At 66.7% G+C, this 25,313-nt stretch carries 24 protein-coding genes; 13 read left to right on the top strand and 11 right to left on the bottom strand.

Features of this window, described 5'->3' with window-relative positions; translation table 11 throughout:
• The first annotated feature begins 256 nt into the window (after positions 1 to 256).
• From AC07UK_RS00860 to scpA, 9 genes are read left to right on the top strand one after another with little or no spacing between them, the layout of a single operon-like run.
• Positions 257 to 739, top strand: coding sequence for an MSMEG_0572/Sll0783 family nitrogen starvation response protein (locus AC07UK_RS00860; RefSeq protein WP_022537350.1), 483 nt, complete (start codon positions 257 to 259; stop codon positions 737 to 739).
• Between the two features lie 20 nt (positions 740 to 759).
• Positions 760 to 1,776, top strand: coding sequence for a Nit6803 family nitrilase (locus AC07UK_RS00855; RefSeq protein ID WP_436221817.1), 1,017 nt, complete (start codon positions 760 to 762; stop codon positions 1,774 to 1,776).
• Positions 1,769 to 2,872, top strand: coding sequence for an MSMEG_0568 family radical SAM protein (locus AC07UK_RS00850; protein ID WP_436221816.1), 1,104 nt, complete (start codon positions 1,769 to 1,771; stop codon positions 2,870 to 2,872). The genes AC07UK_RS00855 and AC07UK_RS00850 overlap by 8 nt, the downstream gene beginning before the upstream one ends.
• Positions 2,869 to 3,423, top strand: a complete 555-nt coding sequence (locus AC07UK_RS00845) for an MSMEG_0567/Sll0786 family nitrogen starvation N-acetyltransferase (RefSeq protein WP_494685428.1) — start codon at positions 2,869 to 2,871, stop codon at positions 3,421 to 3,423. Before AC07UK_RS00850 ends, AC07UK_RS00845 begins: the two co-directional genes overlap by 4 nt.
• Positions 3,420 to 4,415: a sll0787 family AIR synthase-like protein gene (locus tag AC07UK_RS00840; RefSeq protein ID WP_494685429.1), complete on the top strand. Its 996-nt coding sequence runs from the start codon at positions 3,420 to 3,422 to the stop codon at positions 4,413 to 4,415. The genes AC07UK_RS00845 and AC07UK_RS00840 overlap by 4 nt, the downstream gene beginning before the upstream one ends.
• Positions 4,416 to 4,423: 8 nt before the next feature.
• On the top strand, positions 4,424 to 4,711 hold the full coding sequence (locus AC07UK_RS00835; protein ID WP_436221813.1) for an MSMEG_0570 family nitrogen starvation response protein: 288 nt from the start codon (positions 4,424 to 4,426) through the stop codon (positions 4,709 to 4,711).
• 35 nt (positions 4,712 to 4,746) lie between these two features.
• A complete protein-coding gene (locus AC07UK_RS00830) occupies positions 4,747 to 6,033 on the top strand; it encodes an MSMEG_0569 family flavin-dependent oxidoreductase (protein WP_436221812.1) in 1,287 nt (428 codons plus the stop codon).
• A 1-nt stretch (position 6,034) separates the two neighbouring features.
• Complete coding sequence (locus AC07UK_RS00825) at positions 6,035 to 6,871, top strand: Pnap_2097 family protein (RefSeq protein ID WP_494685430.1); 837 nt, start codon at positions 6,035 to 6,037, stop codon at positions 6,869 to 6,871.
• On the top strand, positions 6,868 to 8,946 hold the full coding sequence (scpA, locus tag AC07UK_RS00820; protein WP_494685431.1) for a methylmalonyl-CoA mutase: 2,079 nt from the start codon (positions 6,868 to 6,870) through the stop codon (positions 8,944 to 8,946). The genes AC07UK_RS00825 and scpA overlap by 4 nt, the downstream gene beginning before the upstream one ends.
• On the opposite strand, the gene AC07UK_RS00815 is transcribed toward scpA, so the two are convergent.
• From AC07UK_RS00815 to AC07UK_RS00780, 8 genes are all read right to left on the bottom strand, one after another.
• On the bottom strand, positions 8,936 to 9,748 hold the full coding sequence (locus tag AC07UK_RS00815) for a putative hydro-lyase (RefSeq protein WP_494685432.1): 813 nt from the start codon (positions 9,746 to 9,748) through the stop codon (positions 8,936 to 8,938). The genes scpA and AC07UK_RS00815 overlap by 11 nt on opposite strands.
• Positions 9,749 to 9,775: 27 nt before the next feature.
• Positions 9,776 to 11,119 (bottom strand): MFS transporter, encoded by a 1,344-nt coding sequence (locus tag AC07UK_RS00810; RefSeq protein WP_494685433.1) that lies wholly within the window; start codon positions 11,117 to 11,119, stop codon positions 9,776 to 9,778.
• A gap of 518 nt (positions 11,120 to 11,637) precedes the next feature.
• A complete protein-coding gene (locus AC07UK_RS00805; RefSeq protein WP_494685434.1) occupies positions 11,638 to 11,877 on the bottom strand; it encodes an acyl-CoA carboxylase biotin carboxyl carrier protein subunit in 240 nt (79 codons plus the stop codon).
• A gap of 37 nt (positions 11,878 to 11,914) precedes the next feature.
• Positions 11,915 to 12,688 (bottom strand): LamB/YcsF family protein, encoded by a 774-nt coding sequence (locus AC07UK_RS00800; protein WP_494685435.1) that lies wholly within the window; start codon positions 12,686 to 12,688, stop codon positions 11,915 to 11,917.
• Entirely contained in the window at positions 12,681 to 13,655 is a 975-nt protein-coding gene (locus AC07UK_RS00795) for a 5-oxoprolinase subunit C family protein (protein ID WP_494685436.1), read from the bottom strand. Before AC07UK_RS00795 ends, AC07UK_RS00800 begins: the two co-directional genes overlap by 8 nt.
• Positions 13,652 to 14,440 (bottom strand): 5-oxoprolinase subunit PxpB, encoded by a 789-nt coding sequence (gene pxpB, locus AC07UK_RS00790; protein WP_436221804.1) that lies wholly within the window; start codon positions 14,438 to 14,440, stop codon positions 13,652 to 13,654. The genes AC07UK_RS00795 and pxpB overlap by 4 nt, the downstream gene beginning before the upstream one ends.
• A complete protein-coding gene (locus AC07UK_RS00785) occupies positions 14,437 to 15,858 on the bottom strand; it encodes an acetyl-CoA carboxylase biotin carboxylase subunit (protein ID WP_494685437.1) in 1,422 nt (473 codons plus the stop codon). The genes pxpB and AC07UK_RS00785 overlap by 4 nt, the downstream gene beginning before the upstream one ends.
• A gap of 109 nt (positions 15,859 to 15,967) precedes the next feature.
• The gene (locus AC07UK_RS00780) at positions 15,968 to 16,402 is read right to left on the bottom strand and encodes a VOC family protein (protein ID WP_436221802.1); all 435 of its coding nucleotides are present in this window, start codon (positions 16,400 to 16,402) and stop codon (positions 15,968 to 15,970) included.
• 148 nt (positions 16,403 to 16,550) lie between these two features.
• On the opposite strand from AC07UK_RS00780, the gene AC07UK_RS00775 reads away from it, so the two are divergent.
• Positions 16,551 to 17,450: a LysR family transcriptional regulator gene (locus AC07UK_RS00775; protein ID WP_494685438.1), complete on the top strand. Its 900-nt coding sequence runs from the start codon at positions 16,551 to 16,553 to the stop codon at positions 17,448 to 17,450.
• 118 nt (positions 17,451 to 17,568) lie between these two features.
• On the opposite strand, the gene AC07UK_RS00770 is transcribed toward AC07UK_RS00775, so the two are convergent.
• The 3 genes from AC07UK_RS00770 to AC07UK_RS00760 all read right to left on the bottom strand — a co-directional run bounded on the left by AC07UK_RS00770 (position 17,569) and on the right by AC07UK_RS00760 (position 22,052).
• A complete protein-coding gene (locus AC07UK_RS00770) occupies positions 17,569 to 19,437 on the bottom strand; it encodes a TRAP transporter large permease (protein WP_436221800.1) in 1,869 nt (622 codons plus the stop codon).
• Between the two features lie 62 nt (positions 19,438 to 19,499).
• Entirely contained in the window at positions 19,500 to 20,519 is a 1,020-nt protein-coding gene (locus AC07UK_RS00765) for a TRAP transporter substrate-binding protein (RefSeq protein WP_494685439.1), read from the bottom strand.
• A 36-nt stretch (positions 20,520 to 20,555) separates the two neighbouring features.
• A complete protein-coding gene (locus tag AC07UK_RS00760; RefSeq protein ID WP_494685440.1) occupies positions 20,556 to 22,052 on the bottom strand; it encodes a mannitol dehydrogenase family protein in 1,497 nt (498 codons plus the stop codon).
• Positions 22,053 to 22,212: 160 nt separating this feature from the next.
• Here AC07UK_RS00760 and AC07UK_RS00755 point away from each other — a divergent pair, with 160 nt between their 5' ends.
• The 3 genes from AC07UK_RS00755 to AC07UK_RS00745 are packed head-to-tail and all read left to right on the top strand — an operon-like array spanning position 22,213 to position 25,253.
• Entirely contained in the window at positions 22,213 to 22,977 is a 765-nt protein-coding gene (locus tag AC07UK_RS00755) for a GntR family transcriptional regulator (RefSeq protein ID WP_436221797.1), read from the top strand.
• A gap of 20 nt (positions 22,978 to 22,997) precedes the next feature.
• Positions 22,998 to 24,206: a D-mannonate dehydratase ManD gene (gene manD, locus AC07UK_RS00750; RefSeq protein WP_436221796.1), complete on the top strand. Its 1,209-nt coding sequence runs from the start codon at positions 22,998 to 23,000 to the stop codon at positions 24,204 to 24,206.
• 12 nt (positions 24,207 to 24,218) lie between these two features.
• Positions 24,219 to 25,253, top strand: coding sequence for a Zn-dependent oxidoreductase (locus AC07UK_RS00745; RefSeq protein ID WP_494685441.1), 1,035 nt, complete (start codon positions 24,219 to 24,221; stop codon positions 25,251 to 25,253).
• Positions 25,254 to 25,313 lie beyond the last annotated feature (60 nt).

Below are 25,313 nucleotides of genomic sequence, written 5' to 3'. Positions count from 1 at the left end.
CCGTTCAAAAACGTGCATTGTGGCGAAGCCGTCATGGCGTGCGCTGTGCGCCTTTGGTGGCATCCATGGCCAAAGCCGTTGCAATCATTGGGCCGATCATTTGGTCGGCTTCGGCTTGATTGGAGATTGATCGCATGACTGCGGGCATTGCGTGGCACATCGGTTGCGGATGTTGGCGTGTTCGGCCTGGCGCCGAACGGTCGATCGGCAAGGGATCGGTCGGCCGCACTGCCCCATCAACGCAACGGAGAGAAGCATGCCTGCTGTCAGCAAACCGGCCCACAAGAAGGGCGATTTCCTGGTCGACTATGAAGAGAAGGTATTCGAGGACGTAAAGGCCGAAGCCGGCGAGAAGGCGCTGGTGACCTTCCACACCGTCGCTTTCGAAGGCTCGATCGGCTTCGTCAACATGCTGCAGGCCACACGCCTGCTGCGCAAGGGCTTCGAGACTTCGATCCTGCTGTACGGCCCCGGCGTCAACCTTGGCGTTCAGCGCGGCTTCCCGACGCTTGGCGACGAGGCATTCCCCGGGCATATGAACTTCAATAAGCAGCTCACCAAGTTCATGGAAGAGGGCGGCAAGGTCTACGCCTGCCGCTTCGCCCTGCAGGCCCTGTACGGCCATGGGGAGGCCTCGCTGATCGAGGGCATCCGCCCGATCAATCCGCTCGATGTGCTCGACCTCAAGCTGCTGCACCGCAAGGAGAACGCGCTGATCATCGATACCTGGACGGTCTGAGCAAAAGGGCAGGTGCCACCATGTCACAGAAACGCATTGTGCGCGCGGCCGCGGTCCAGATCGCGCCCGACCTCGAGAGCGGCGCAGGCACGCTGGCCAAGGTCTGCGAGGCGATCGACGAGGCCGCCGGAAAGGGCGTGCAGCTGATCGTCTTCCCGGAGACCTTCGTGCCGTACTACCCGTACTTCTCCTTCGTACGGCCGCCGGTGCACTCCGGCAGCGACCACATGCGGCTGTACGAGCAGGCCGTGGTGGTGCCCGGCCCGGTCACCGATGCCGTCGCCGGGCGCGCACGCCGGCACGGCATGGTCGTGGTGCTCGGCGTGAACGAGCGCGACCACGGCAGCCTGTACAACACGCAGCTTATCTTCGACACCGAGGGCAACCTCGCGGTCAAGCGCCGCAAGATCACGCCCACCTTCCACGAACGGATGATCTGGGGGCAGGGCGATGCGGCCGGCCTGAAGGTCGCGGACACGGCGATCGGCCGCGTCGGCGCGCTGGCGTGCTGGGAGCACTACAACCCGCTGGCCCGTTATGCGCTGATGACCCAGCACGAGGAAATCCACTGCAGCCAGTTCCCGGGCTCGCTGGTCGGGCCGATCTTTGCCGAGCAGATCGAAGTCACTATCCGGCATCACGCGCTGGAATCCGGCTGCTTCGTCGTCAACGCCACCGGCTGGCTGACTGAAGAGCAGATTGCCTCCGTGACCACCGATCCGGCGCTGCAGAAGGCGCTGCGCGGCGGCTGCAACACCGCAATCATCTCGCCGGAGGGCCAGCACCTGGCGCCGCCGTTGCGCGAGGGCGAGGGCATGGTCATTGCCGACCTCGACATGTCGCTCATCACCAAGCGCAAGCGAATGATGGATTCGGTGGGCCACTACGCGCGCCCGGAACTGCTAAGCCTGGCCATCAATGAGCGGCCGGCGGCGACGGCAGTGCCGATGGCAGGCGCCTTCTCCAACTTCCATGGGAGTATCCGCGATGACATCCAGCGCGACCGTGCCGGCTTCGAGCCGGCAATTGATGACTGAGTTGCAGTCCGTCGGGCTGCGCCTGGAAGACCCGAATGCCGGCGCGGCCAGCCGGCGCGGCGGGGCGGGTCCGTCCGACCACAAGGCGGTCACCATCGACGGCGTGACCATCATGGTGCCGGTGCATACCAGCACCGCGTGGCACTCGCCGTTCGTGGCGCAGGCGCCCGACGGAACGGGGCGCAGCGCGCTGATGCGCGGCACCATCCCGATTGCCAGCATCAGCTTTCCGAAGGCGCCGCGTTTCCATGCGCTGCAGACCCTGGAGGGCATCCCGTATTCGCATATCGCCACGCTGCATGGCGCCGATGTGCTGGCCACCACGGTGCTGCAGACTTGCATCCGCTACGAGAGCCGCAAGAAGACCTGCAAGTTCTGCTCGATCGGCCAGTCGCTGGCGGCGGGCCGCACGATCGCGCGCAAGACACCGGAGCAACTGGCCGAAGTGGCGCGCGCCGCGGTGCTGCTCGACGGCGTCCGGCATATGGTGCTGACCACCGGCACGCCGCCCACGCCGGACCGGGGCGCGGCCATTCTTTGCGAGAGCGCCTTCGCCATCAAGGCCGCGGTCGACCTGCCGATCCAGGCGCAGTGCGAGCCGCCCGACGACGACCGCTGGTTTGAGCGCATGAAGGCCGCCGGCATCGACACGCTCGGCATGCATCTCGAGGTCGTCACGCCGGCGGTGCGCGAACGCATCATGCCGGGCAAGGCGTCGGTGCCGCCGAGCCGCTACATGGAAGCCTTCAAGGCCGCCGTTACCGTGTTCGGCAGGGGGCAGGTCAGCACGTACATCCTCGCGGGACTCGGCGACACCGCGGAAGCCATCCTGTCGATCTCGCGCGAGTTGATCGAACTCGGGGTGTATCCGTTCGTGGTGCCTTTCGTGCCGATCTCCGGCACGCCGCTGGAGGACCACCCGGCACCCTCGCCGGCCTTCATGCAGTCGATCCTGCAACCGCTCGGCGCCATGCTGAGCGCCGCCGGCATGCGCTCGTCGGATATCAAGGCGGGTTGCGGCAAGTGCGGCGCGTGCTCGTCGCTGGCCACCTACGAGCGCGAGGCGGCACTGGCGACCGACGGAGCGACATCATGAAAAGCGATCTCTGCGTCGAGGTGCCGGGCAGCCCGATGTTCCGCATCCGCTGGGCGGAGCACGCCTGGGAGCCGGAGCAGGCCTATCGCCTGCGCCAGGCCGTGTTCTGCGAGGAGCAGGGCATCTTCGCGGGCGACGACCGGGACGCGGTGGACGACGTGGCGCAACTGCTGGTGGCGGTGCGCTTCGAGCCGGAGTTGCCGGGCCATCCCGGGACCGTGGTCGGCACCGTGCGCATCCATGAAAGCGAGCCGGGCGTGTGGTTCGGCTCGCGGCTTGCGGTGGATGCGGCATACCGAAGCCAGGGCAAGATCGGTGCGACGCTGATACGCCTGGCGGTGAGCAGCGCCCACGCGATCGGCTGCCAGCGCTTCCTTGCGCACGTGCAGAGCCAGAACGTGCCCTTGTTCAGGCGCTTGCATTGGCACGTCCTGGCAGAGGAGACGCTGCTCGGGCGGCCTCACCACCTGATGCAGGCAGACCTGAACCATTACCCGCCTTGCCACACCCCGCACGCGGGCCTGATTGCCGAAGGCAGGGCCGTGCGATGAACCTCGACGATCTCGTACGTACCCTGCGCAACAGCCGCGGTTTTGCGCATAAGACCGATATCCCGGCCATGCTGTCGCCACTCGGCGCCGCGGCCACCGGACGCAACGCGGCCATGGCTGTCGATGTCGGCGACGACTGCGCGGCATGGCGGGATGGCGACGGCTACCTTTTGTTCGCCATCGAAGGACTGGTCAGCGATTTCATCCGCACCATGCCGTGGTTCGCCGGCTACAGCGCGGTCATGGTGAACATCAGCGATATCTATGCGATGGGCGGCAGGCCGACGGCCGTGGTCGATGCGCTATGGAGCCATGGCGCCGCCGACGCCGCCGAAGTGCTCCAGGGCATGGCAGCGGCGTCTGCCGCTTATGGCGTGCCGATCGTCGGCGGTCACAGCAACGCGCGCAGCGAGGAAAGCCAGCTTGCCGTGGCGATCGTTGGCCGGGCGCGCAAGCTGCTGTCGAGTTTCGCGGCGCGTCCCGGGCAGCGCCTGTTGATGGCGGTGGACCTGCGCGGCGCGTTCGCGGAGCCGTACCCGTTCTGGAACGCATCGACGGGCGCACCGGGCGAACGACTGCGCGCGGATCTCGAACTCTTGCCGGTGCTGGCCGAAGACGGCCTTTGCACCGCGGCCAAGGACATCAGCATGGCGGGTGCGCTCGGCACCGCGCTGATGCTGCTCGAATGCTCCGGGGTGGGCGCCAGCATCGCGCTGGAGCGCATTCCGCGGCCCGATGGCGTGCCGCTGGAGCGATGGCTGACGGCATTCCCCAGCTATGGCTTCCTGCTGGCCGTCGATGACGACGATGCGCAGGCGGTCGAACGCCGCTTCCTCGATCGCGGCATTGCCTGCGCCCAGATCGGCGCCATCGACGATTCCCGTGTCGCCACGCTCACGCACGCCGGCGAACGGGCCACGTTGTGGGACTTCCGCGAGGCAGGGTTCATCCTGCCGACGCGCCTGGCCACGCCGATCGATTCCCCAACCTGAGACCTGCCATGCCGGTTACCCATTTCCGCATCCGCTGGCCTGACCAGACCGAGATGGCCTGCTATTCCCCATCCTCCGTCGTCACGGAGCACTTTGTCGAAGGCGCGGCGTATCCGCTGGACGAGTTCGTCGAGCGGGCGCGTACCGCGCTGGGCGCCGCTTCCGAGCGGGTGCGTGCCAGGTATGGCTACGCCTGTTCCTCCGCAATGGACCAGCTCCGCATCCTGGAAGTCGCCGCGCAGCGGTTCCAGGCTCGGGACGACGCCACCGTCCAGTTTCTCGGCTTTGGCAGCTAGCCGATTTCCAAACTCCTCGCCTTAAAGGATCCAACATGTCCCACGTCATCAACACCAATCCGGGCCAGGCCGCAGAACCCAGGCACTACGGCGTCATCATTGTCGGCGGCGGCCAGGCCGGACTATCGATGAGCTACTTCCTGAAGCAGGCCGGCATCGATCATCTCATGATCGAGAAGCACACCGTCACGCACACCTGGCGCACGCAACGCTGGGATGCGTTCTGCCTGGTGACGCCGAACTGGCAATGCGCGCTGCCGGGCTATCCCTACCGGGGTGACGATCCGCACGGCTTCATGAAGAAGGATGAAATCACGGCCTATCTCGATGGCTTTATCCGGACCGTCGGCGCGCCGGTGCTCGAGCATACCGAGGTGCGGCAAGTGAAGGCGCGCGCGCAGGGGGGATTTTCCGTGGTGACGAGCCAGGGTGCATTCACCGCGGACCAGGTGGTGGTGGCTTCGGGCGGTTATCACACGCCGATCGTGCCGCGCATGGCCGAGCGCCTGCCGGCGTCGATCCGGCAGCTGCAATCGTCCGAATACAGGAATCCCGAGTCGCTGCCCGACGGTGCGGTGCTTGTGGTCGGCTCGGGCCAGTCGGGCGCGCAGATTGCCGAAGACCTGCACCTGGCCGGGCGCAAGGTGTATCTGGCCGTCGGCGAGGCGCCGCGTTGCGCGCGCTTCTATCGCGGGCGGGACGTCGTGGACTGGCTCGCGGACATGAAGTACTACGACCTGCCGGTCACCGAGCATCCGCTGCGCGAGGGCGTTCGCGACAACACCAATCACTATGTCACCGGCCGCGACGGCGGGCGCGATATCGACCTGCGCAGGTTTGCCACTGAGGGCATGGAGCTCTACGGCTTGCTCGACGACTACCTCGACGGCCAACTGCGTTTTGCGCCGGACCTGCGTCGCAACCTGGACGATGCCGATGCGACCTACAACCGCATCAACGCGAGCATCGACAAGTTCATCGCGGAGCGAGGCATCGAGGCGCCGCCGCCGAGCGTCTATGCGCCTGTATGGACGCCGCCGGCCGAGCGCACCGAACTCGATCCCCAGGCAGCCGGCATTGGTTCGATCATCTGGTGCATCGGCTTCCGACCGGACTTCAGCTGGCTCGAAGTGCCGGTGTTCAACGGCCGCGGCTATCCGGGTCACGAACGCGGTGTGACCGCACACGCCGGCCTGTACTTCCTTGGCCTGCCGTGGTTGCACACGTGGGGATCTGGGCGATTCTCCGGCATCGCCCGCGACGCCGAGTACCTGGCCGCCCTGATCGCCGCAGGCCGGGGCGACACCGCGCTGGCCGCCTGACATGGAAGCCCTTGTCTCGCGCCATGTCGCCGGCATGCCCCAGTTGGCATACACCGGCCTGTCAGAGAACTGGCTGCTGAAGACCTGCGGCGACCTGCACTGGCGCCTGCTGGCCGCCGGCGTCGGCCTGGCGGTGCCGGACTTCCGCGATGCCGAGGGCAATCCGGTGTATGCGGCGTTCACCGCGATCCGCGTGCGCGATGCCGCGCCGCAAACGGTCGGCGAGCACGCCGAGTTCAGCATCGGTTCGCGCATCGTGCCAGCGGGTGGCGTGAAGCACCTCAGCGAACATGTGGTCGACATGCAGGGGGACCGCCGCGCCAGCGTGACGATGCTGTCCACCTTCATTCGCCGCACGCGTGAGCGGGACAACCGCTCGGTCGTGCGCACCATGCCGACCGTGGCCGCGCAGTGGGCCGGCGCCGGCCCGTCGGCGCCGGCGGCGGAACTGTCGCTGCTGGCACGGCGTTTTCGCTGCGGGGACTGGCGCACGCATCTCGGGCTCGACCAGGCCCGGCATCGCGTCTGCCACACCGCCGAATACCTGCCGTGCCCCTGCAACGACTTCAACGGCGCCGACCTGCTGTACTTCGCTAGCTTCCAGGCCATGGTCGATCGCGCGGAATGGCAATGGCGCCGCGACGCGGATCCGCCCACGGTGTTCGCGCGGGACCTGTTCTTCCATGGCAACGTCAATGTCGGAGAGTCGCTGGAGCTGACCTTCTCCGCGCTGCGCGAGGACGAGGAGGGATTGACGCACTGGTGTGAGATCCGGCGCAGCCGCGACGGCGAGAAGATCGCCGATGTGGTCACGCAGAAACGGTGGAGGCAACGATGAACGCGAAGCGGGACGACCCGGCAGGTGCCCTGGAGCTGAAGCCGGTCTATGGACCCGACGACCTGACTGGCCTTGGCCACCTGGGCGGCATGCCCGGCGAGGCCCCGTTCGTTCGTGGCCCCTATCCCTCCATGTACCGCGGCAGGCCATGGACCATCCGCCAGTACGGGGGATACGGCGACGCCGCAACCTCGAACCTCGCCTATCGCGAGGCCCTGAAGCAGGGCACTCAGGGCTTGTCGGTGGCCTTCGACCTGCCGACCCATCGCGGCTACGATTCCGATGACCCTCAGGCGCACGCCGATGTCGGCATGGCCGGCGTGGCCATCGACTCGGTCGACGATATGCGGCGCCTGTTCGATGGCATTGCGCTGGATCGTGTGTCGGTATCGATGACCATGAGTGGTGCGGTGCTCCCCGTACTGGCAGCGTTCCTGGTCGCGGCCGAGGAATCGGGCGTCCCGTTCGAACAGCTGCGCGGCACCATCCAGAACGACATCCTCAAGGAGTTCATGGTCCGGAACACCTGGATCCATGCGCCGCAGCCGTCGCTGCGCATCGCCACTGACGTGGTCGAATGGCTGGCCGCGCATGCGCCGAAGTTCAACGGCATGTCGATCTCGGGCTATCACTTCCAGGAAGCGGGCGCCGATCCGGTGCTGGAACTGGCGCTGACACTGGCCAATGCCAGGACCTATGTCGGCCTGCTGCGCGAGCGCGGCCTTGATGTCGACGCGTTCTGCGGCGGACTGAGCTTCTTCTTCGGCGTCGGCAAGCCATTCTTCGTCGAGATCGCCAAGCTGCGCGCCGCGCGGCTGCTGTGGCACGACATCGTGTGCGAGCTGGGTGGCACCAGCGCGCGCGCCACGGCGATGCGCATGCATTGCCAGACTTCGGGCTGGACGCTCGCCGCACAGCAGCCGCTCAACAATATCGCGCGCACCACGATCGAGGCGATGGCTGCGATCTTTGGCGGTACGCAGTCGCTGCATACCAACGGCTTTGACGAGGCATTGGCATTGCCGGGCGCGCAGGCCTCGCGGCTGGCTCGCGATACGCAACTGATCCTCCAGCATGAATTTGGCCTGTGCGAGGTGGCGGACCCGTGGGCGGGCTCCTACCTGATCGAGTCGCTGACCGGCCGCATGGTGACGGAGGTGCGCGCGGTGCTGGCGCACATCGATGCCCAGGGTGGCATTCTGGCAGCCCTCGAATCCGGCTGGGTGCAGCGGCGCATCCATCAGGCCGCGCTGCGGACGCAGGCTCGGCTCGATGCGCAGGAAGAGGTCGTGGTGGGTGTCAACCGCTACCAGGAGCCCGACGACAATGGCCAGGAATGCCTGGAGATTGACGGTACCCAGGTGCGCGTGCAACAGGCACGCCGCCTGGACGCGCTGCGCAGCCGCCGCGATGACGCCGCGGTCAGGCATGCGCTGGCGGCGCTGACCGAGGCCGCCACGCGCGGCGGCCCCAACCTGCTCGCCTGTGCGATCGACGCCATGCGTTGCCGCGCCACGGTCGGGGAATGTACCCGGGCGCTGCTCCAGGTCTGGCCGCGCCATACGGTTCGGGCGTCCTACGACGCAGCGCTGTATGGCACGGCTCGCGCCGGAAACACCGAATGGCTGGCGGCCTGCGAGTGCGTCAGTGCGCTGCACGAGCGGCTCGGCCGCGCGCCCCGGATCCTCGTGGCCAAGCTGGGCCAGGACGGCCACGACCGCGGTGCGAAAGCGGTGGCGGCCGGGCTTGCCGATGCCGGGTTCGTGGTCGAACTGACACCGCTGTTTCAGTCCGCCGAGGCGGTTGCGTCTTCTGCTTGCGATGGCGAGTTCGATGCCATCGGCATCTCCACGCTGGGCGGCGCGCATCTGGATCTGCTGCCGGTGCTGCTACACGCCTTGCGGCAGCGCGCGCTCGAAGTGCCGGTCTTCGTCGGCGGCATTGTTCCGGCAGACCACAGGCGCTTGCTGTGCCAGTGCGGCGTGCGCGAGATTTTCGGACCGGGCACGCCAATGGAGATCATCGTGAGCACCATCGTGGCTGCGCTCACGTTGTCGAGGATACCTACGGCGTAAGCGTGACGTCCTCGATCGCCACGTCGCCCACCAGCATGTAGCCGGGCGCATGCGTGATGCACAGCGGCAGCCGCGCCTGCACGGCCGCGGCCTGAGGCGTCACGCCGCAGCCCCAGAATACCGGGATCTCGCCTGGCAGGATGGCGGTGGGCTCGCCTTCGTCGGGACGGTTGACGTCTGCAATGCCGATCGCTGACGGATCGCCGGCGTGCACCGGTTTGCCATGCGCTGCCGGCAACGCGGCGCAGATCTCGCTGGCGCGCGCGGCCTGTGCCGGCGTATAGGGGCGCGTCGACACCACCATCGGTCCGCGGAATGGCCCCACCGGCGTGGTTTCGATGCTGGTGCGGTACATCGGCACCACCTTGCCTTCATCGACATGCCGCACCGCCAGCCCGGCGCGCTGGAGCGCATCTTCGAAGGACAGCGAGCAGCCCAGCACGAAGCCGACAAAGTCGTCGCGCCACAATGCGCCAATGTCGCCGCATTCTCCGGCCAGCTTGCCATCGCGCCAGACCCGGTAGCGCGGCAGGTCTGTGCGCAGGTCGATGTCCTCGCCCAGCGCCGGCACCAGCGGCGAGCCAGGCTCGGTCATGCCGATCAGCGGGCAGGGCACAGGGTTGGCACGGCAGTAGCCGAGAAAGTCGTCGGCCCACTGGCGTGGCAGGATCATGAGGTTGCCCTGCACGCGGCCGGGCGCCATGCCGGCAGTGTGCCCGCGCCAGGCGCCGCTGCGGATGGCGGCGCGCGCGGTGGCGGGGCTGGCCGCCCAGCCGGGCAGCGCAACGGTAGCGTCATTCATGTCGAGTAGCTCCAGGTCGGTGTCGCTTTAGCGCAGCGCCTCGCGCGCGGTTTCCCTGACGCTCAGCAGCCCGAGCAATGCGATGGCCGAGCCGCCCATCAGCAGGTACGCGGGCGAAAGCAGATTGCCGGTGGCGCCGATCAGCGCGGTAGCCACGTATGGCGTTACGCCGCCGCCGAGGATGGCGCCAAGGTTGAAGCTGAACGCCATGCCGGAATAGCGCACGCGGGTCGGGAACTGCTCGGCGTAGGTGGGATAGCCGACGGACTGCACGATCGGCATCGGCAGCGCCACGATCAGCATGGCGAGGAAGGCGAGGCCGATGCTCTGCTGGTCCATCAGCATCATCATCGGCACCACCAGCACGGTGTAGCCGACAAAGCCGATCGCGAGCACCTTGCGCCGGCCCAGGCGGTCGGAAAGGCCGCCCCAGAACGGCATCAGCACTGCCATGGTGAGGCTGACGAAGGCCATGATCCAGTAGACGCTGGCCTTGTCATACTTGAGGTAGGTGGTCATGTAGATGTTCATGAATACCAGGCCCACCCAGTAGCCCACGTTCTGCCCGAAGGACAGCACCAGCACCTTGAGCACCGCGGGCGTGTGCTGGCTGAACACTTCCTTCAGCGGTGCCTTGGGCGGTTCATTGTGTTGCTGGAAATGCTGGAACGCCACCGACTCTTCCACGCGCTTGCGCACCATGAACGAGATCATCACCATCGGGATGGCGCTCAGGAACGGGATGCGCCAGCCCCATGCCGTCATGGCTTCGCTGCCCAGCATGGAGGTGGTCAGGCCGCACACGGTTGCCGCCAGGGCGCCGCCGATGGCCACGCCCACTGGTGTGAACGCACCAAAGAAGCCGCGCCTGCCGGATGGTGCCGACTCGGCCACGTACGCCGCCGCGCCCGTGACTTCGCCGCCGGCGAAGAACCCTTGCACCAGCCGGATCAGCAGCAGCAACAGCGGGGCCGCAATGCCCGCGCTCGCGGCAATGGGCAGCACGCCGATGGCGGCGGTGGCAACGCCCATGCCGATCACGGTGACCAGCAGCACGGCTCGGCGGCCGATGCGGTCGCCGAGCCGGCCCAGCACGATGCCGCCGATCGGGCGCATCAGGAAGGCACTGCCGAACACCGCCAGGATTGCCAGCAGCGACGCGGTGGCGTTGTCGCCCGGAAAGAACAGCGGCCCGATGGTGGCGGCCAGGTAGCCATAGATGCCGAACTCGTAGTACTCAATGGCTGTGCCGGCGGCGGCGGCCACCGCGGCCTTGCGGGCCACGGCGACATCGCCGGTCTGTGAGGCCGAGGTGGGGGCCGAAGCAGAGGCATCCGCCAGCGGCAGCGTGGAAGTGGGGGCGTTGGACATATCACGTTTCCAGAAGCAGGGTGAACGAAGCCGCGCAGGCTGCCGGTGGCAGCCTGCGGGTCCCGGGGTCTGAGCATGAATACCGGTACGCTGCGCCGCTGTAATCGCGGCTGCCTACCTGTTGTTGTTAATGGACTGCCTGCTTTGTCAGGTCAATCCTTGCTGCATTCACAGCGTTAATGCACGCCTGCAAGCTCTGGTTTTTATTCAGCAACAAGCGTGCCAGTCAAAATCAACTGTGAAAATCCGTGGGAATAAGCGCGACTTGTCCTGGTCGGTGATGACCATGCATTTTTCTGTCTCCTTTTATTCGGCTGCGCCAGAATGAACTGACTGGGTGCATGCCGTGTTCCCTTGCGGGGCACGCCATGCACTACTGCCGTGTATTACTGCCTGTCCATCTCGCCAAAGCACGGGCAGCTCATTAATTGCCAGGTATTTCGCGGTCTTTGCCGCCGGCGATGATTGTGCCTTGGAATAATCACAAGCCATTGCCGGGCAAGGGCTTGTCTTGAAAATCAGCCTGCCGGAATGAAAGCGCCCAGTACCTGGCTTTCTTCGACCGGCTCGCCTTCATTGACCAGGTATTCGGCCACATAACCGTCGGCGGGCGCTTCCACGGGAATTTCCATTTTCATCGATTCAATAATCACCAGCGTGGCATCGCGCGCTTGCGCAACATTTGGCGCGGCCACGATCTTCCACAACGTACCGGTGGTCTCCGCGACGATGGGCAAGGCGTTCGGTTGGTCTGGCATGGGGGCTCTTGTCTTGTTGATCTGGATGGGGAGGCAGTCAGCGAACCGCCGTGGTACGCGGGGCGCGGACCGTGATGCCTTCGGCCTCGAGCGCGGCGCGAATATCGCGCGCGAAGCCGGCGGCGCCGGGCTGGTCGCCATGGATGCACAGCGTGTCGGCGCGCACCGGCACGTCGGTGCCCTGCTGCGAGCGCACCACGCGGTCGCGGACCATGCGCAGCACCTGCGCCACCGCGGTGCCGACGTCCGTGATCATGGCGCCGGGCTGTCCGCGCGGCGTCAGCGAGCCGTCCGCCTGGTAGCTGCGGTCGGCAAATACTTCCTCGGCGACCGCCAGGCCGGCCTCTCGCGCGGCGCGCACCAGCGCGGACCCGGCCAGGCCAAAGAACACCAGGGCAGGGTCCACGTCGCGCACGGCGTCAGCAAGGGCTCGTGCCATGCCGTCGTCGCGCGCCGCCATGTTGTACAGCGCGCCGTGCGGTTTGACATGGGCCAGGTGGCTGCCGGCGGCGCGGGCAAAGGCCTGCACCGCGCCGACCTGATAGACGGTCAGGTTGTAGATCTCGCCTGCCGACAGCGTCACGGCGCGGCGGCCGAAGCCCTGCAGGTCGGCAAAGCCGGGATGCGCGCCCACCGCCACGCCCCGGGCCACGGCAGCCCGCACCGTTGCGGCGATGGTCTGCGGGTCGCCGGCGTGCAGGCCGCAGGCGATGTTGGCGGAGCTGATATGGGGCAGCACCGCCGCGTCATCGCCAAGCCGGTAGATGCCAAAGCTCTCGCCAAGGTCGCTGTTGAAATCGATCTCAGCCATGGCCGCGCTCCAGCGCCGCGAAGGCCGCATCCTGCAACTGCGCGAGCCGTTGCGCTTCCTCCAGTTCGACCACGGTGAAGCGCACGCTCTCACCGGGCATGCGCTGCGCCAGCCGCGGCAGGTCCACGGCGCAGATGTGGGCGATCTTGGGATAGCCGCCCGTGGTCTGGCGGTCGGCCATCAGCACGATCGGCTGGCCGTCGGGCGGCACCTGGATCGTGCCGAATGCCACCGCCTCGGACCACATCTCGCGCGGCGAGGACAGGGCCAGCGCCGGCCCTTCGAGGCGGTAGCCCATCCGGTCGGACTGCGCGCCGATACGGAACGCCGCGCTGGTGAATGCCGCCTGCGCGGTGGCGCTGAAGGCATGCCACTCGCGCCCGCGCACAACCCGCAACGGCGCCTCGGGCACTGCCATGATGCCGGCGGCGAAGCGCGCCTGCGGCAGAACCTCGGGCAGCGCGGCGCGCGGGGCGCGCAAGCCGATCACATCGGCCTTGCGCAGCGGCTTGCCCTGCATGCCGCCATATCCGCCACGCACGAAGGTGCTGTGGCTGTTCATGACCGGATCCAGCGCAAAGCCGCCTGCCACCGCGAGGTAGGCGCGCAGCCCGCTCTTGCGCTTGCCGAAGCTCAGCGTCGCGCCAGCCGGCACCACGCATGCCTGCGCGGTGGGCAGCGGCGTGCCGTCGATGCTGGCGTCGAGATCGGCGCCGCAGACCGCCACGGCAGTGGCCGCGTCGAAGCGCAGCGTGGGGCCCATCAGTGTGATCTCCAGGGTCGCGGTGTCCTGCGTATTGCCGACCAGCGCATTGGCCAGCCGATGCGCACGCTCGTCCATCACGCCGTTGGCAGGCACGCCGAGCTGCTGGTAGCCGACGCGGCCGAGGTCCTGGAACGTGCTCAGCGCACCGGGCTTGATCACCTCGATGGCGGCGCCGATTGGTTGTACCGGTGTAGTGGTCATCGAATCGCTCCATGGGCCGGTGAGGGAGTGCCTTGCGACGCGGCAATGTCGTCGAACTGTGCGGCCGAGACCGGCACGAAGCGCACCTGGTCGCCTGCATTGAGCAGGCACGGCGCATCGCGGTGCGGATCGAACAAGGCCAGCGGCGTGCGTCCGATCAGGTTCCAGCCGCCGGGCAGCACCATCGGATAGATCACGGACTGGCAGTTGGCCAGCCCGATCGAGCCGGCGGGCACGGCGGTGCGCGGCGTGCTGCGCCGTGGCGGGGACAGGCGTGCGTCGAACTTGCCCACGTACGGGTGGCCGGGCGCGAAACCCAGCATCAGCACATCGACCGGCGCCGCACTATGCAGCGCGATCACAGCATCGGGCGCGAGCCCGCAGCTTGCGGCCACCTCCTCGAGATCAGGCCCGTGGTCGCCGCCATAGCAGACCGGGATGTCGACCACGCGAGCGGAGGCAGTCGAGGCGCCGAGTGGCTCGGCAAGCAGCGCGGACAGCGCTGCGCTCAGCGCCCGGAACGGTGCCGTGCCTGCCGCGGCGCCAACGGCGGACGGACGGTAGTGGATGCCCAAGGTCGCCAGCGCGGGCACGACATCGGTCACGCCCGGCAGTGCGGCGGCAGCAATTCGCACTGCCGCGGCGCAGGCTTGTCGGTTGGCAGCGCGCAAAGCGGTGGCATCACGGCCGACGTCGAATGCAACCACGAGCAGGCGGTCGCCCGACGGTTCGATGTGCCACGGGATGGCCGCGACGGGTGTGAGGTCGACAGGCAGCGCGGTCATGGTTGCACCTCGGGCTGCACCTCGCTGCCGACGGCAGGCGCAGCCGCGCGCGGCGCCGCGCTCGCGCCGATCAACTGGGCGATCTCGCGCGTGACGAAGCCGGTATCGACCTGGCCCGCGCGGAAGTCGTGGTGCGCCAGCACGTTGCCCAGGAACTCGACGTTATGGCGAATCCCTTCAATGCGCGTTTCCGCCAGCGCGTCCAGCATCGCCTGGCGCGCAGACTCGCGCCCGGCGCCATGCGTGATCAGCTTGGCGATCATCGGGTCGTAGTAGGGCGTGATGGTGTCGCCCGCGCGCACGCCGGTGTCGACGCGCAACGCCGGCATCACTGGCAGCGCGAAGGCCGACAGCTTGCCCGGCGACGGCATGAAATGGCGGGCCGGGTTTTCAGCATAGAGCCGGCACTCGATCGCCGCGCCCTGATGGCGGATGTCGGCTTGCGCCACACGCGCGAGGGTGCCGGCTGCAAGCCGGATCTGCGCCTGCACCAGGTCCCAGCCGGTGACCATCTCGGTGACACCGTGCTCGACCTGGATGCGGGTATTCATCTCGAGGAAGAAGAACTCGCCGCTGTCGGCGTCGAGGATGAACTCGACCGTGCCGGCGCCGCGGTAGCGTTGCGATTCGGCCAGCGCGACGGCCGCGGCAGTCATGCGTGCCAGGACCTCGGCCGGCAGGCCGGGTGCCGGGCTTTCTTCGATGATCTTCTGGAAGCGGCGCTGCACCGAGCATTCCCGCTCGAACAGATGCACGGCCGTGCCGTCACCATAACCAAATACCTGGACTTCGATATGACGCGCGCGCGCGACGTAGCGCTCCAGGTAAACGCTGCCATCGCCAAAGGCCTTGAGCGCGAGCGCCTGCGTGGAGGCCACGGTGGCGGCCAGTGTGTCGGGACCGTCGACGCATTTCATGCCGATGCCGCCGCCACCGCCTGCGGCCTTGACCAGCAGCGGATAGCCCACTTGCGCGGCAGCGTCTTCCAGCCCAGCCAGCTCACCGGGCAGGAAGCGGATGCTGCCCGGCAGAACCGGCACCCCGCAGGCGGCCGCGATTTCGCGCGCGCGGTTCTTGTCGCCCATGTTCTCGATCGATTCGACCGAAGGCCCGATCCAGCGCATGCCGGCGGCCTCGGCGGCCTGGGCAAAGGCAGTGTTCTCGGAGAGGAAGCCGTAGCCCGGATGCACGCCGTCGGCGCCATGCGCCAGCCCGGCTGCCAGGACGGCTTCGGTATTCAGATAGCTTTGTGCCGCGGGGGCGGGGCCGATGGACACGGCCACGTCGGCCATCTGGCAATGCAGGGCACCGGCGTCGGCCTCGGAATACACGGCCACGGTCTCGATGCCAAGCGCCTGCGCGGCGCGGATGATGCGACAGGCAATCTCGCCGCGATTGGCTACCAGGATTCTTCGCATGTCAGACTCTTGCTGCTTTGGGGGCGGACACGCGGCGCTGGCTTCGGCGCCGCGTGGAGTGCCGGCCTGCGGGCCGGTCGGGGCGCGGTGTGGCCGCGCGTTTTCAGACTTACTTGGCGAACAGCGAGGCGATATTGGCAAACGCCTTCAGCTCCAGCGCATTGCCCGACGGGTCAAGGAAGAACATGGTGGCCTGCTCGCCGACCTCGCCCTTGAAGCGGATATGCGGTTCGATGATGAACTGCATGCCGGCGGCCTTGAGCTTGTCGGCAGCCGCCTGCCAGTCGCTCAACGGCAGCACCACGCCGAAGTGGCGCACCGGCACGGCATCGCCGTCCACCGCGCTGGTCTTGCGGTGGCCGCATTCCTCCGGCGCCAGGTGGGCCACGATCTGATGGCCATAGAAATTGAAGTCGACCCAGTCTTCCGAGCTGCGGCCTTCGGGGCAGCCCAGCAGCTCGCCATAGAATTCTCGCGCGCTGGCGATGCTGTGGACTGGGAAGGCCAGGTGGAACGGGGGCAGGACTGCGGTGGATTCGCTCATGGTGTGGGGACTCTTGGCAATGGATGTGTGGTGGGGGGCGTACGGCACGCGCCAACGCACCGCCCTGGGGCCAAAGTCTATGCATGGCGAAAAATTAATAAAAGCGATATATTTTTGACCTTAGCTCCACGAAAAATGATGAATCGAAATGTTGCGAGAACTGCGCACCTTTATCGCCGTCGCCCGCCACGGCACCTTCGCCAACGCCGGGGCACATATTGGCCTGACGCAGTCGGCCGTCAGTGCGCAGATCCAGCGGCTGGAGTCAGAGCTTGGTTTCGCGCTGTTCGACCGCACCGGCCGTTCAGCGCGCCTGAACACCGCCGGGCGCGAAACGCTGGCGCTGGCCGAGGAGTTGGTGGTGCTGTACGAGCGGATCGGCCACCAGGGCCTCGACATCCAGGGCTCGGGCATGGTGCGCATCGGTGCCATCGCTTCGGCGCAAGCCACCTTCCTGGCCGATGCCATTGCCGCGTTCCGGGCAGAGCTGCCCGGCTGCCGTGTGCGCATGGTGCCCGGTGTCTCGCTCAACCTGCTCGGCCAGGTCGACGCCGGCGAGATCGACATCGCCGTCATGATCCGGCCGCCCTATGCGTTGCCCGCCGAACTGGAATGGCGCTCGCTGCTGGAGGAGCCTTTCGAGCTGCTGGCGCCCGCCGCGCAGGCCGGCATGGACTGGAGGGACGCAATCGCCACGGCACCCTTTATCCGCTATGACCGGGCTTCATTCGGTGGCAGGCTGGTCGACCAGTTCCTGCGCAAGCAACGGATCGTGCCGCAGGAAGCGATCGAGCTCGACGAACTCGAAGGCATCGTGCAACTGGTGGCGCGCGGGCTCGGCGTGGGCCTGCTGCCCCGCATGCTTGCAGGTGGCGCGCGGCCGCCGGGCGTGACGGCGCTGCCGCTTGGTGACGACACGTTCTATCGCGAGGTGGGACTCGTCGAGCGCGCGCGGCACAGCCGGCAGCCAGTCGCGAGCCGCCTTGCCGACCATATCGGCAAGGCGGCGCAGGCGATGGTGGCGTCGGATCGAAGCGATCGGCCTTGACCTGCGGCGCAGGTTCCATGTCTTCGGGCGCAGCGGCGCAATCTTCTATGGGCTGTCGGTGCTCGATATCGCCCTGCCGGATATCTGCGCGGGTTTTGTATTTCTCGGCTGCCCTAGCTCACAGAAACCCGATCGAGAACCAAGGCACCAGCGTCAGCAGCAGCAAGGCCACCAGCAGCGCCGCCATGTGCGGCCAGACCCGCGGCATGGCCACGTCAGGCGAAACGCGCCCGATGGCGCAAGCCGCGTAGAAGCCAACGCCGAACGGTGGCGCAAACAGGCCCAGGCCCATGGCGAAGATCACCACCATGGCGTAGTGGACTTCATGCACGCCGACGATCTTAGCGATCGGGAACAGCAGCGGGCCGAACAGCACGATGGCCGGGATGCCTTCAAGCAGGCTGCCGAGCAGTACGAATGCCAGCGCGGACACCAGCAGGAAACCGGTCTTGCCGCCCGGCACGGCGGACATGATCTTCACCAGGTCGTCGGCAAAGCCGGATTGCGTCAGCGCCCACGCCATGGTGGTGGCGCAGCCGACGATCAGCAGGATCGCGCCGGACAGCGCGGCGGTATCGACCAGCATCGGGTAGATGCTGCGCCAGTGGAAGCGCCGGTAGACAAGGATGCCGGCAAGCACGGCATAGAAAATGCCGATGGTCGATACCTCGGTCGCGGTCGCGACACCTTCGACCACGGCGGTGCGGATGATCACGGGCAAGGCCAGCGCCGGCAGGGCCACCAGCAGCGATTTCACGATCACGGCGCGCGTAGGGCGTACCACCGTGCTCATGTCTTCCTTGCGCGTCTGGAACCAGACCACGCAGGCCATCATGACCAGGCCCACGACTGCCGGCATCAGGCCGCCGATGAAGAGCGAGGTGATCGACACACCGGTGACCGATCCCACCGTGATCAGCACGATGCTGGGCGGGATCGTTTCGGACATCGCGCCGGACGCCGACAGCAGGCCGATCAGGTCGCCGTCCTTGGCGCCGCGCTGCTTCATTTCCGGGAACAGCGCGGGCGCGACCGCTGCCATGTCGGCTGCCTTTGCGCCCGAGATGCCCGAGACGATATACATGGCGCCGAGCAGCACGTACTGCAGGCCGCCACGCACATGCCCGATCAGGTTGGCCAGAAAACTGATCATGGCGCGCGCCAGTCCGGTCATCTCGATCAACGCGCCCAGGAAGACAAAGAGCGGCACGGCGAGCAGGATCAGGTGCGACATGCCTTCCTGCATGCGGTTCGGGACGATCGACAGCGGGGTGGTGGTGGTGAAGGCCAGGTAGCACATGGTGGCCAGGCCAAAGGCAAAGGCGATCGGCACGCCAATGGCCACGCATGCCACCAGCATCAGCAGGAAGAAGATGGCCAGGTTGATATTGCCGAGTTCTGCCAGCACCGGGGACAAGGCCCATAATATTGCCCCTATGACGCCCACCGCCACGCCGCTGACGAGAACCCGCTTCCAGTCAGCCTGCGCGACCAGCCGGATGACGGCCGTCGCCAGCATCAGCAGCGCGCCGGCGAGCACCGCCGCGGAGCGATAGCCTTCACTGATCTCCAGCGTTGGCGACGAGACGTCGATGTGTTCGCTCAGGTGCTCGTAGGCCGGCCAGACCAGCATCAGCAGGAACGCCACCACCAGCCACATGCCGAAGGCATCGAGCCACGCGCGCCTGGCCGGTGCCAGGTCCTTGATGAAGGTGGTCAGCTGCATATGCGCGCTGCGCTGCAGCGCAATGATGGCGCCCAGCATCGCCAGCCAGAGGAACAGCATGCTGGCCAGTTCATCGGTCCAGGGGATCGGCGCATGCAGGACATAGCGCGCGAACGCGCCACCGCCCAGGATGGCGATCTCCGCTAGCACGATCAGCGCAGCCGGAATCTCCACGACCCAGCGCATGGCGCGGCCCCAGAAGGCAAGGGTGGCGCCTGGTCCCTGCGGTGCGGCAGCGAAGGTTTCGGCAGTGTGCTCCATCGTCGTGTCTCCATGCGGCACGCGCTGATGCGCGGCTTCTCGTGCGGTCTGGTGGTATGGCGTCAGGCCAGGCGGCCTGCGTATTTCTCGAGCTTGGCCCAGGCTTCCTCGCCGTACTTTTTCTTCCACTCGGTGTAGAACCCTGCGCTTTGAAGCAACTGGCGGAAGGGCGTGGGATCGGGCCGGTTCAGCGTGATGCCCAGCTTGCCCAGTTCCGCCTGGGCATCGATATTCAGCCTGGCGATGTCTTCGCGCTGGCTCAGCGCCGCGCTGTTGAAATGGGTGGCGATGGAGGCCTGCACTTCCTTGGGCAGCGCCTGGAATTTCCTGGCGTTGCCGAAGATGAAGTGGCCATCCCAGGTATGCGCGGTGAGCGAGCAGAACTTCTGGACTTCATAGAGCTTGGCGCTGCGGATCAGGGCGAGCGGGTTTTCCTGGCCGTCCACCACTCGCGTCTGCAGCGCGGAGTAGAGCTCGCCGAACGGAATGGCGGTCGGCGAGGCGCCAAGCGCCTTGAACATCGAGATCCAGAGCGGGATGCCGGGCACGCGGATCTTGAAGCCCTTCAGGTCCGCAGGGGTCTGAACAGGCCGGCTGGCCGAGGTGATATTGCGGTAGCCATTGTCCAGGCACTTGTCGAACACGTGCAGGTTGACCTTCCCCAGCGCTGCCCGCACATGCGCGCCGACGTCGCCATCCATGGCCGCCCAGACCGTGGCGTAGTCCTTGAAGGCAAAGGCCACGCCGTTGATGCCGGCGGTCGGCACCAGCGTCTGCAGGTTGGTGCCGGCAGTGGACATGAAATCCATGGCCCCGGCGCGGGTCTGCGAGATCATGTCGGGCTCGCTGCCCAACTGGCTGGCGGGATACACCTGGAGGTCCACCTTGCCGCCGGTGTCCTTGCGGATGGCTTCCGCGGCTTCCTTGATGCGCAACGTGCCCGGGTGGTCCGCCGGAAATGCCGTGCCGTATTTGAGCCGGATGCTGGCCGCCTGGGCAAATCCATGGCGCACCGGCAATGCGAGCGCGAGACTGCCGGCGGCCAGGGCGCCGAACTGGCGGCGTGTCAGGGAGAAAGTCATGGTGATGTTTGCTCCTGTATCGGAAGGTTCGGCGCCTTATTGGCTTAGCGGCATGGACAGCAATGCGGCCGCGCCCCGGTGCCCCAATACCGCCAGGTAAGCGGCAAGCCGGGCGGCGAAGGGCGCCGGCCACGGCGTGGTGCCAAAGACGGCAGCGTGGCCCAGCGCCTGGTGGACGGCAGTGGCGTCGCAGCCTGCGCTGCGCAGGCGATCGGCCAATGCCGCGGCGCCGGGGTCGCTGATCGCAAGTGCCTCGCCCCGGTCGCTGCGGCCGGTTCGCAGGTAGTGCAGCCACATCGCCAGCGCACGCTCAAGGAATGGCCGTTCGATGCCTGCGCTGCAGCTTTCGCGCAAGGCGGGCAGCCAGCGCACGGGGATCTTCTGTGTGCCATCCGTAGCGATCTGCGCGGTCAGGTGGGCGAGGGCGGTATTCTCGAAGCGATGCAGCAGTTCGCGGCAGTAGCGGTCGACGTCATAGCCTGGCGGTGCCGCAACGGTGGCGCGCAAGTCTTGCATCACGCCCCGCGCGAATGCGGCGGCAGCGGGATACGCCATGACATCCGCGATGCTGGCGAGTCCACACAGCTGTCCGGCATAGGCCATTGCCGAATGGGTGCCGTTGAGCAGGCGCAGCTTCATCGCCTGGTAAGGCCGGACATCGGCCGTCAGCAGCGCGCCGCCGGCTTCCCATGCGGGCCGCGGCCCGGCGAAACGGTCTTCAATGACCCATTGCGTGAAGGGCTCGCAGACGATCGCCGCTTCGTCGCGCACGCCGAGATGCCGGCTGGCCAGGTCGATGGATGCTGCGCTGGCGGCCGGCACGATCCGGTCGACCATCGAATTGGGCAGTGCGATCTCGTCTTCGATGCGCCGTGCCAGGTTTGGGTCGGACAGCGCCGCGAACTGTGCAAGCAACCGACGCAGGGTGTCGCCATTGCCTGCCATGTTGTCGCAGCACACCACGCTGAGCGGGGCGCCGCGCGGCCGGCGGCGTATGCCCGCCGCAAGGATGCCGAGGGTGCTGCGGGGGCGCTCCGGGTTAGCCAGGTCGTGGCGGATGTCTTCATCGTCGAGGTCCAGCCCGGTCGTGGACGGGTGCTGGCTGTAGCCCTTTTCGGTCACGGTGCTGGTGACGACGCTGACCGCCGGGTCAGCGATGGCGTCGATCACCTGCTGCAGGGCCTGCGGCGCATACAGCGATGCAACCACGGCACCGACGATCCGCGTGTGGCTGGCATCGCCATGACGCTCGGTGACCGAATAGAGATGGTCCTGGGCTTGCAGCGTGTTGCCCGTGGCGGGGCTGCGCAAGCTGACGCCGATGATTCCCCACCGGGAATCGCCCTGCGCCAGGGCGGCTTCGGTGTACAGCGCCTGGTGGGCGCGGTGGAATGCACCCAGACCCAGATGCACGATGCCCCGGCCCAGGCCGGCGCGATCGTAGCAAGGACGCTCAACCCCCGCACGCACCTTGAGAAGGGCTTCTTGTGAGAGGCGCTGATGGCGTGTTGCCGTGGCGGAGGTGTGCTGCATATCGACAAAGAATCACATTTCTGTGTAACTGCCATGGTAGTGCGGCGGTGATGTGCACTGTAGCGGTGAGTATTTGACGAATCCATGCGGGTTTACGCCGAACCATCGAGAAAACATCGACGTGCTACCATGGCAGTAACACTCAGATAACCGACCCCAAATGCGCGCCTCCCGTATCTCGCTTGTCCGCGAAAATTCCCAGGAAGCCCTGAATGCCGAAGAGGTCCTGACCCGTGCGCTGGCTGGATTCCAGCTGGAAAAGGACCGCTCCTACACCGCCCAGGTCCATGCGATGTTGCAGCGAGCCATCGTGCGCGGCACGCTGCCCCCGCGCATGGCGCTGTCGGAGGCGGCGATCTCCCAGGCGATCGAAGTCAGCCGCACGCCGGTGCGTGAAGCGCTGGCCATGCTGGCAGAGGAGCAGCTGGTGCAGATCTACCGGCAAGTCGGCACCATCGTCGCGCCGGTGCGCACTTCGCTGATCGAAGAGGGGCGCTTCGTGCGCTGCACGCTGGAATGCGCCAATCACGTGCAACTGGCGCTGTCCATCACGAGCGAGCAACTGGCGGAGTTCGGCAGCATCGTCGAGCGCCAGCGCGCCGCCGTCGCCAGCAACCAGACCGATTTGTTCTCGGAGCTGGATGAGCTGATGCACCGCAGGCTGTTCGAGTTTGCGGGCCGGCACAACGTGTGGGCCATGCTCGAGCCCATCAAGCGGCATTTCGACCGGGTGCGCTGGCTGCTGCTGGGCCGGGTGGCCGACCACGCCAGCCGCGCGCTGCAGGAGCACGAGCAGATGCTGGCGCAGATGGCGGCGCGCGATGTCGCGGGCCTCGGGGCCAGCGTCGCCTCGCATATCAACCACATCACCGAGCATCTCCAGGCGCTGCGCAAGCAGGCGCCGGAGAGCTATTTCACTGACTGACCTCGCGGGGGGAACGCGACTTGAAGATCGAATCGGTACAAACCATTGTCACCTGTCCGGGGCGCAACTTTGTCACGGTCAAGGTGGTGACGGATGAAGGCGTCCATGGCCTGGGCGATGCCACGCTCAACGGGCGGGAACTGGCGGTCCAGGCCTATCTGGACGAGCACGTGATTCCGTGCCTGATCGGGCGCGATCCCCGCAACCTCGAAGACATCTGGCAATACCTGTATCGCGGCGCCTACTGGCGCCGCGGCCCGGTCACGATGACCGCCATCGCCGCCATCGACATGGCCTTGTGGGATATCAAGGGCAAGCTGGCCGGCATGCCGGTGTACCAGTTGCTGGGCGGCAGGAGCCGGCAGGGGCTGATGGTGTATGGCCATGCCAACGGGCGCGACCACGCCGAGGCCGTGGAGGCCGTGCAGCGTCATGTAGAGCAGGGCTACAAGGCCATCCGCGTGCAGTCCGGCGTACCCGGCCTGGGCAAGGTGTATGGCGTGGGCAAGGGTGGCGGGCATTACGAGCCCGCCGAGAAAGGCCTGCCGCCGGAAGAGCCCTGGGACACTTCGCTCTACCTGCGCCATACGCCTGAACTGTTCCGCAAGGTGCGCGACGCCGTGGGTTTCGGGCCCCACCTGCTGCACGACGCCCACCATCGCCTGACGCCGATCGAGGCCGCGCGGCTCGGCAAGGAACTTGAGCCGTTCAGCCTGTTCTGGCTGGAAGACGCCACGCCGGCAGAGAACCAGGAGGCGTTCCGGCTGATCCGCCAGCACACCACCACGCCGCTGGCCGTGGGGGAAGTCTTCAACTCGGTCTGGGACTGCAAGACGCTGATCAGCGAGCAACTGGTCGACTACATCCGCGCCACCATCGTGCATGCGGGCGGCATCACCCATGTGCGGCGCATCGCGGACTTCGCAGCCATGTACCAGGTGCGTACTGGGTTCCATGGGGCGACCGACCTGTCGCCGGTGTGCATGGCGGCCGCGGTCAACTTCGGGCTGTGGGCGCCCAACTTCGGCATCCAGGAGCTGATGCCGCACAGCGAACTGACTGATGCGGTCTTTCCGCACAACTACCGCTTCGAAGACGGCTACCTGGTCATGGATGAGGTGCCGGGTCTCGGGGTCGATATCGACGAAGCGCTGGCCGCAAAGTATCCCTACGAACGTGCCTATCTGCCGGTCGCACGGCTGGCGGATGGCTCGATGTGGCACTGGTAGCCGGAGTTTCCGATGCTTAGCATTGTTGTCGAAGAACCCAACAGCATGGCCGTGTGCGAGCGGCCAATGCCGGAGCCCGCTGCTGGCGAGGTGCGCGTACGCGTGCGCTATGCCGGCATCTGCGGTTCCGACCTGCATATCTTCCGCGGTCACAATCCGTTCGTGGCGTATCCGCGCGTCATCGGCCACGAGTTCGTCGGCACCATCGATGCCGTGGGCGTCGGGGTGGATGCGTCGCGCATCGGCCAGCGCGTGGTGGCGGATCCGGTCATCAGCTGCGGACAATGCCACGCATGCCGGATCGGCCGCCAGAACGTGTGCAGCCGGCTTCAGGTGATCGGGGTGCACCGCGACGGCGGCTTCAGCGAGTACGCCTGCGTGCCGGCCGGCAATGCCTATGTGATTCCGGATGGCATGCCCGATGCCAGCGCTTCGGTGATCGAGCCGTTTGCCGTGGCTGCCAATGTCACGCACCGCACCGGCGTGCTTGCGCAGGATGTGGCATTGATCTATGGCGCGGGGCCGGTCGGGCTCAACCTGATGCAGGTCCTCAAGCGCGTCCATGGCATCCGCGCCTTCATCACGGATCACCTCGACGAGCGCCTGGCGCTCGCGCGGCAATGCGGTGCCGGTGAGGACGAAGTCATCAACACCGCGCGCGAGCCCCTCGAACAGGCGCTGGCGGCGCGAGGCGTGGAAGGCGGTCCGACACTGATCTTCGATGCCGTATGCCATCCGGCCATCCTGGAGGAGGCCGTGCGCATTGCGGCACCGGCCGGGCGTATCGGGGTATTGGGCTTTTCGCCGACGCCATCGGCGATCCCGCAGCAGGAACTCACCAAGAAGGAATTGACGCTGTATGCCTCGCGGCTTAACTGCGCGATGTTCCCGACGGTGATTGACTGGATCGCGAAAGGCCTGGTCAATCCCGGGCAAATTGTCACGCACCACGTCGATTTTCGCGATGTTGCCGGCGCGTTTGCACTGGCCGAGGGCAATCCGGGCGAATGCTGCAAGGTGCTGCTTGATTTTGGCCATGGTGGCTGACAAGGCACAACGACACTGGTTTATAATTGTTGTAAAAAGAACACTAATAGTGCTCAAATT

This window comes from Cupriavidus sp. GW821-FHT07C08 (genome assembly GCF_059419025.1).
This window is presented reverse-complemented; position numbering and strand designations above follow the sequence as displayed.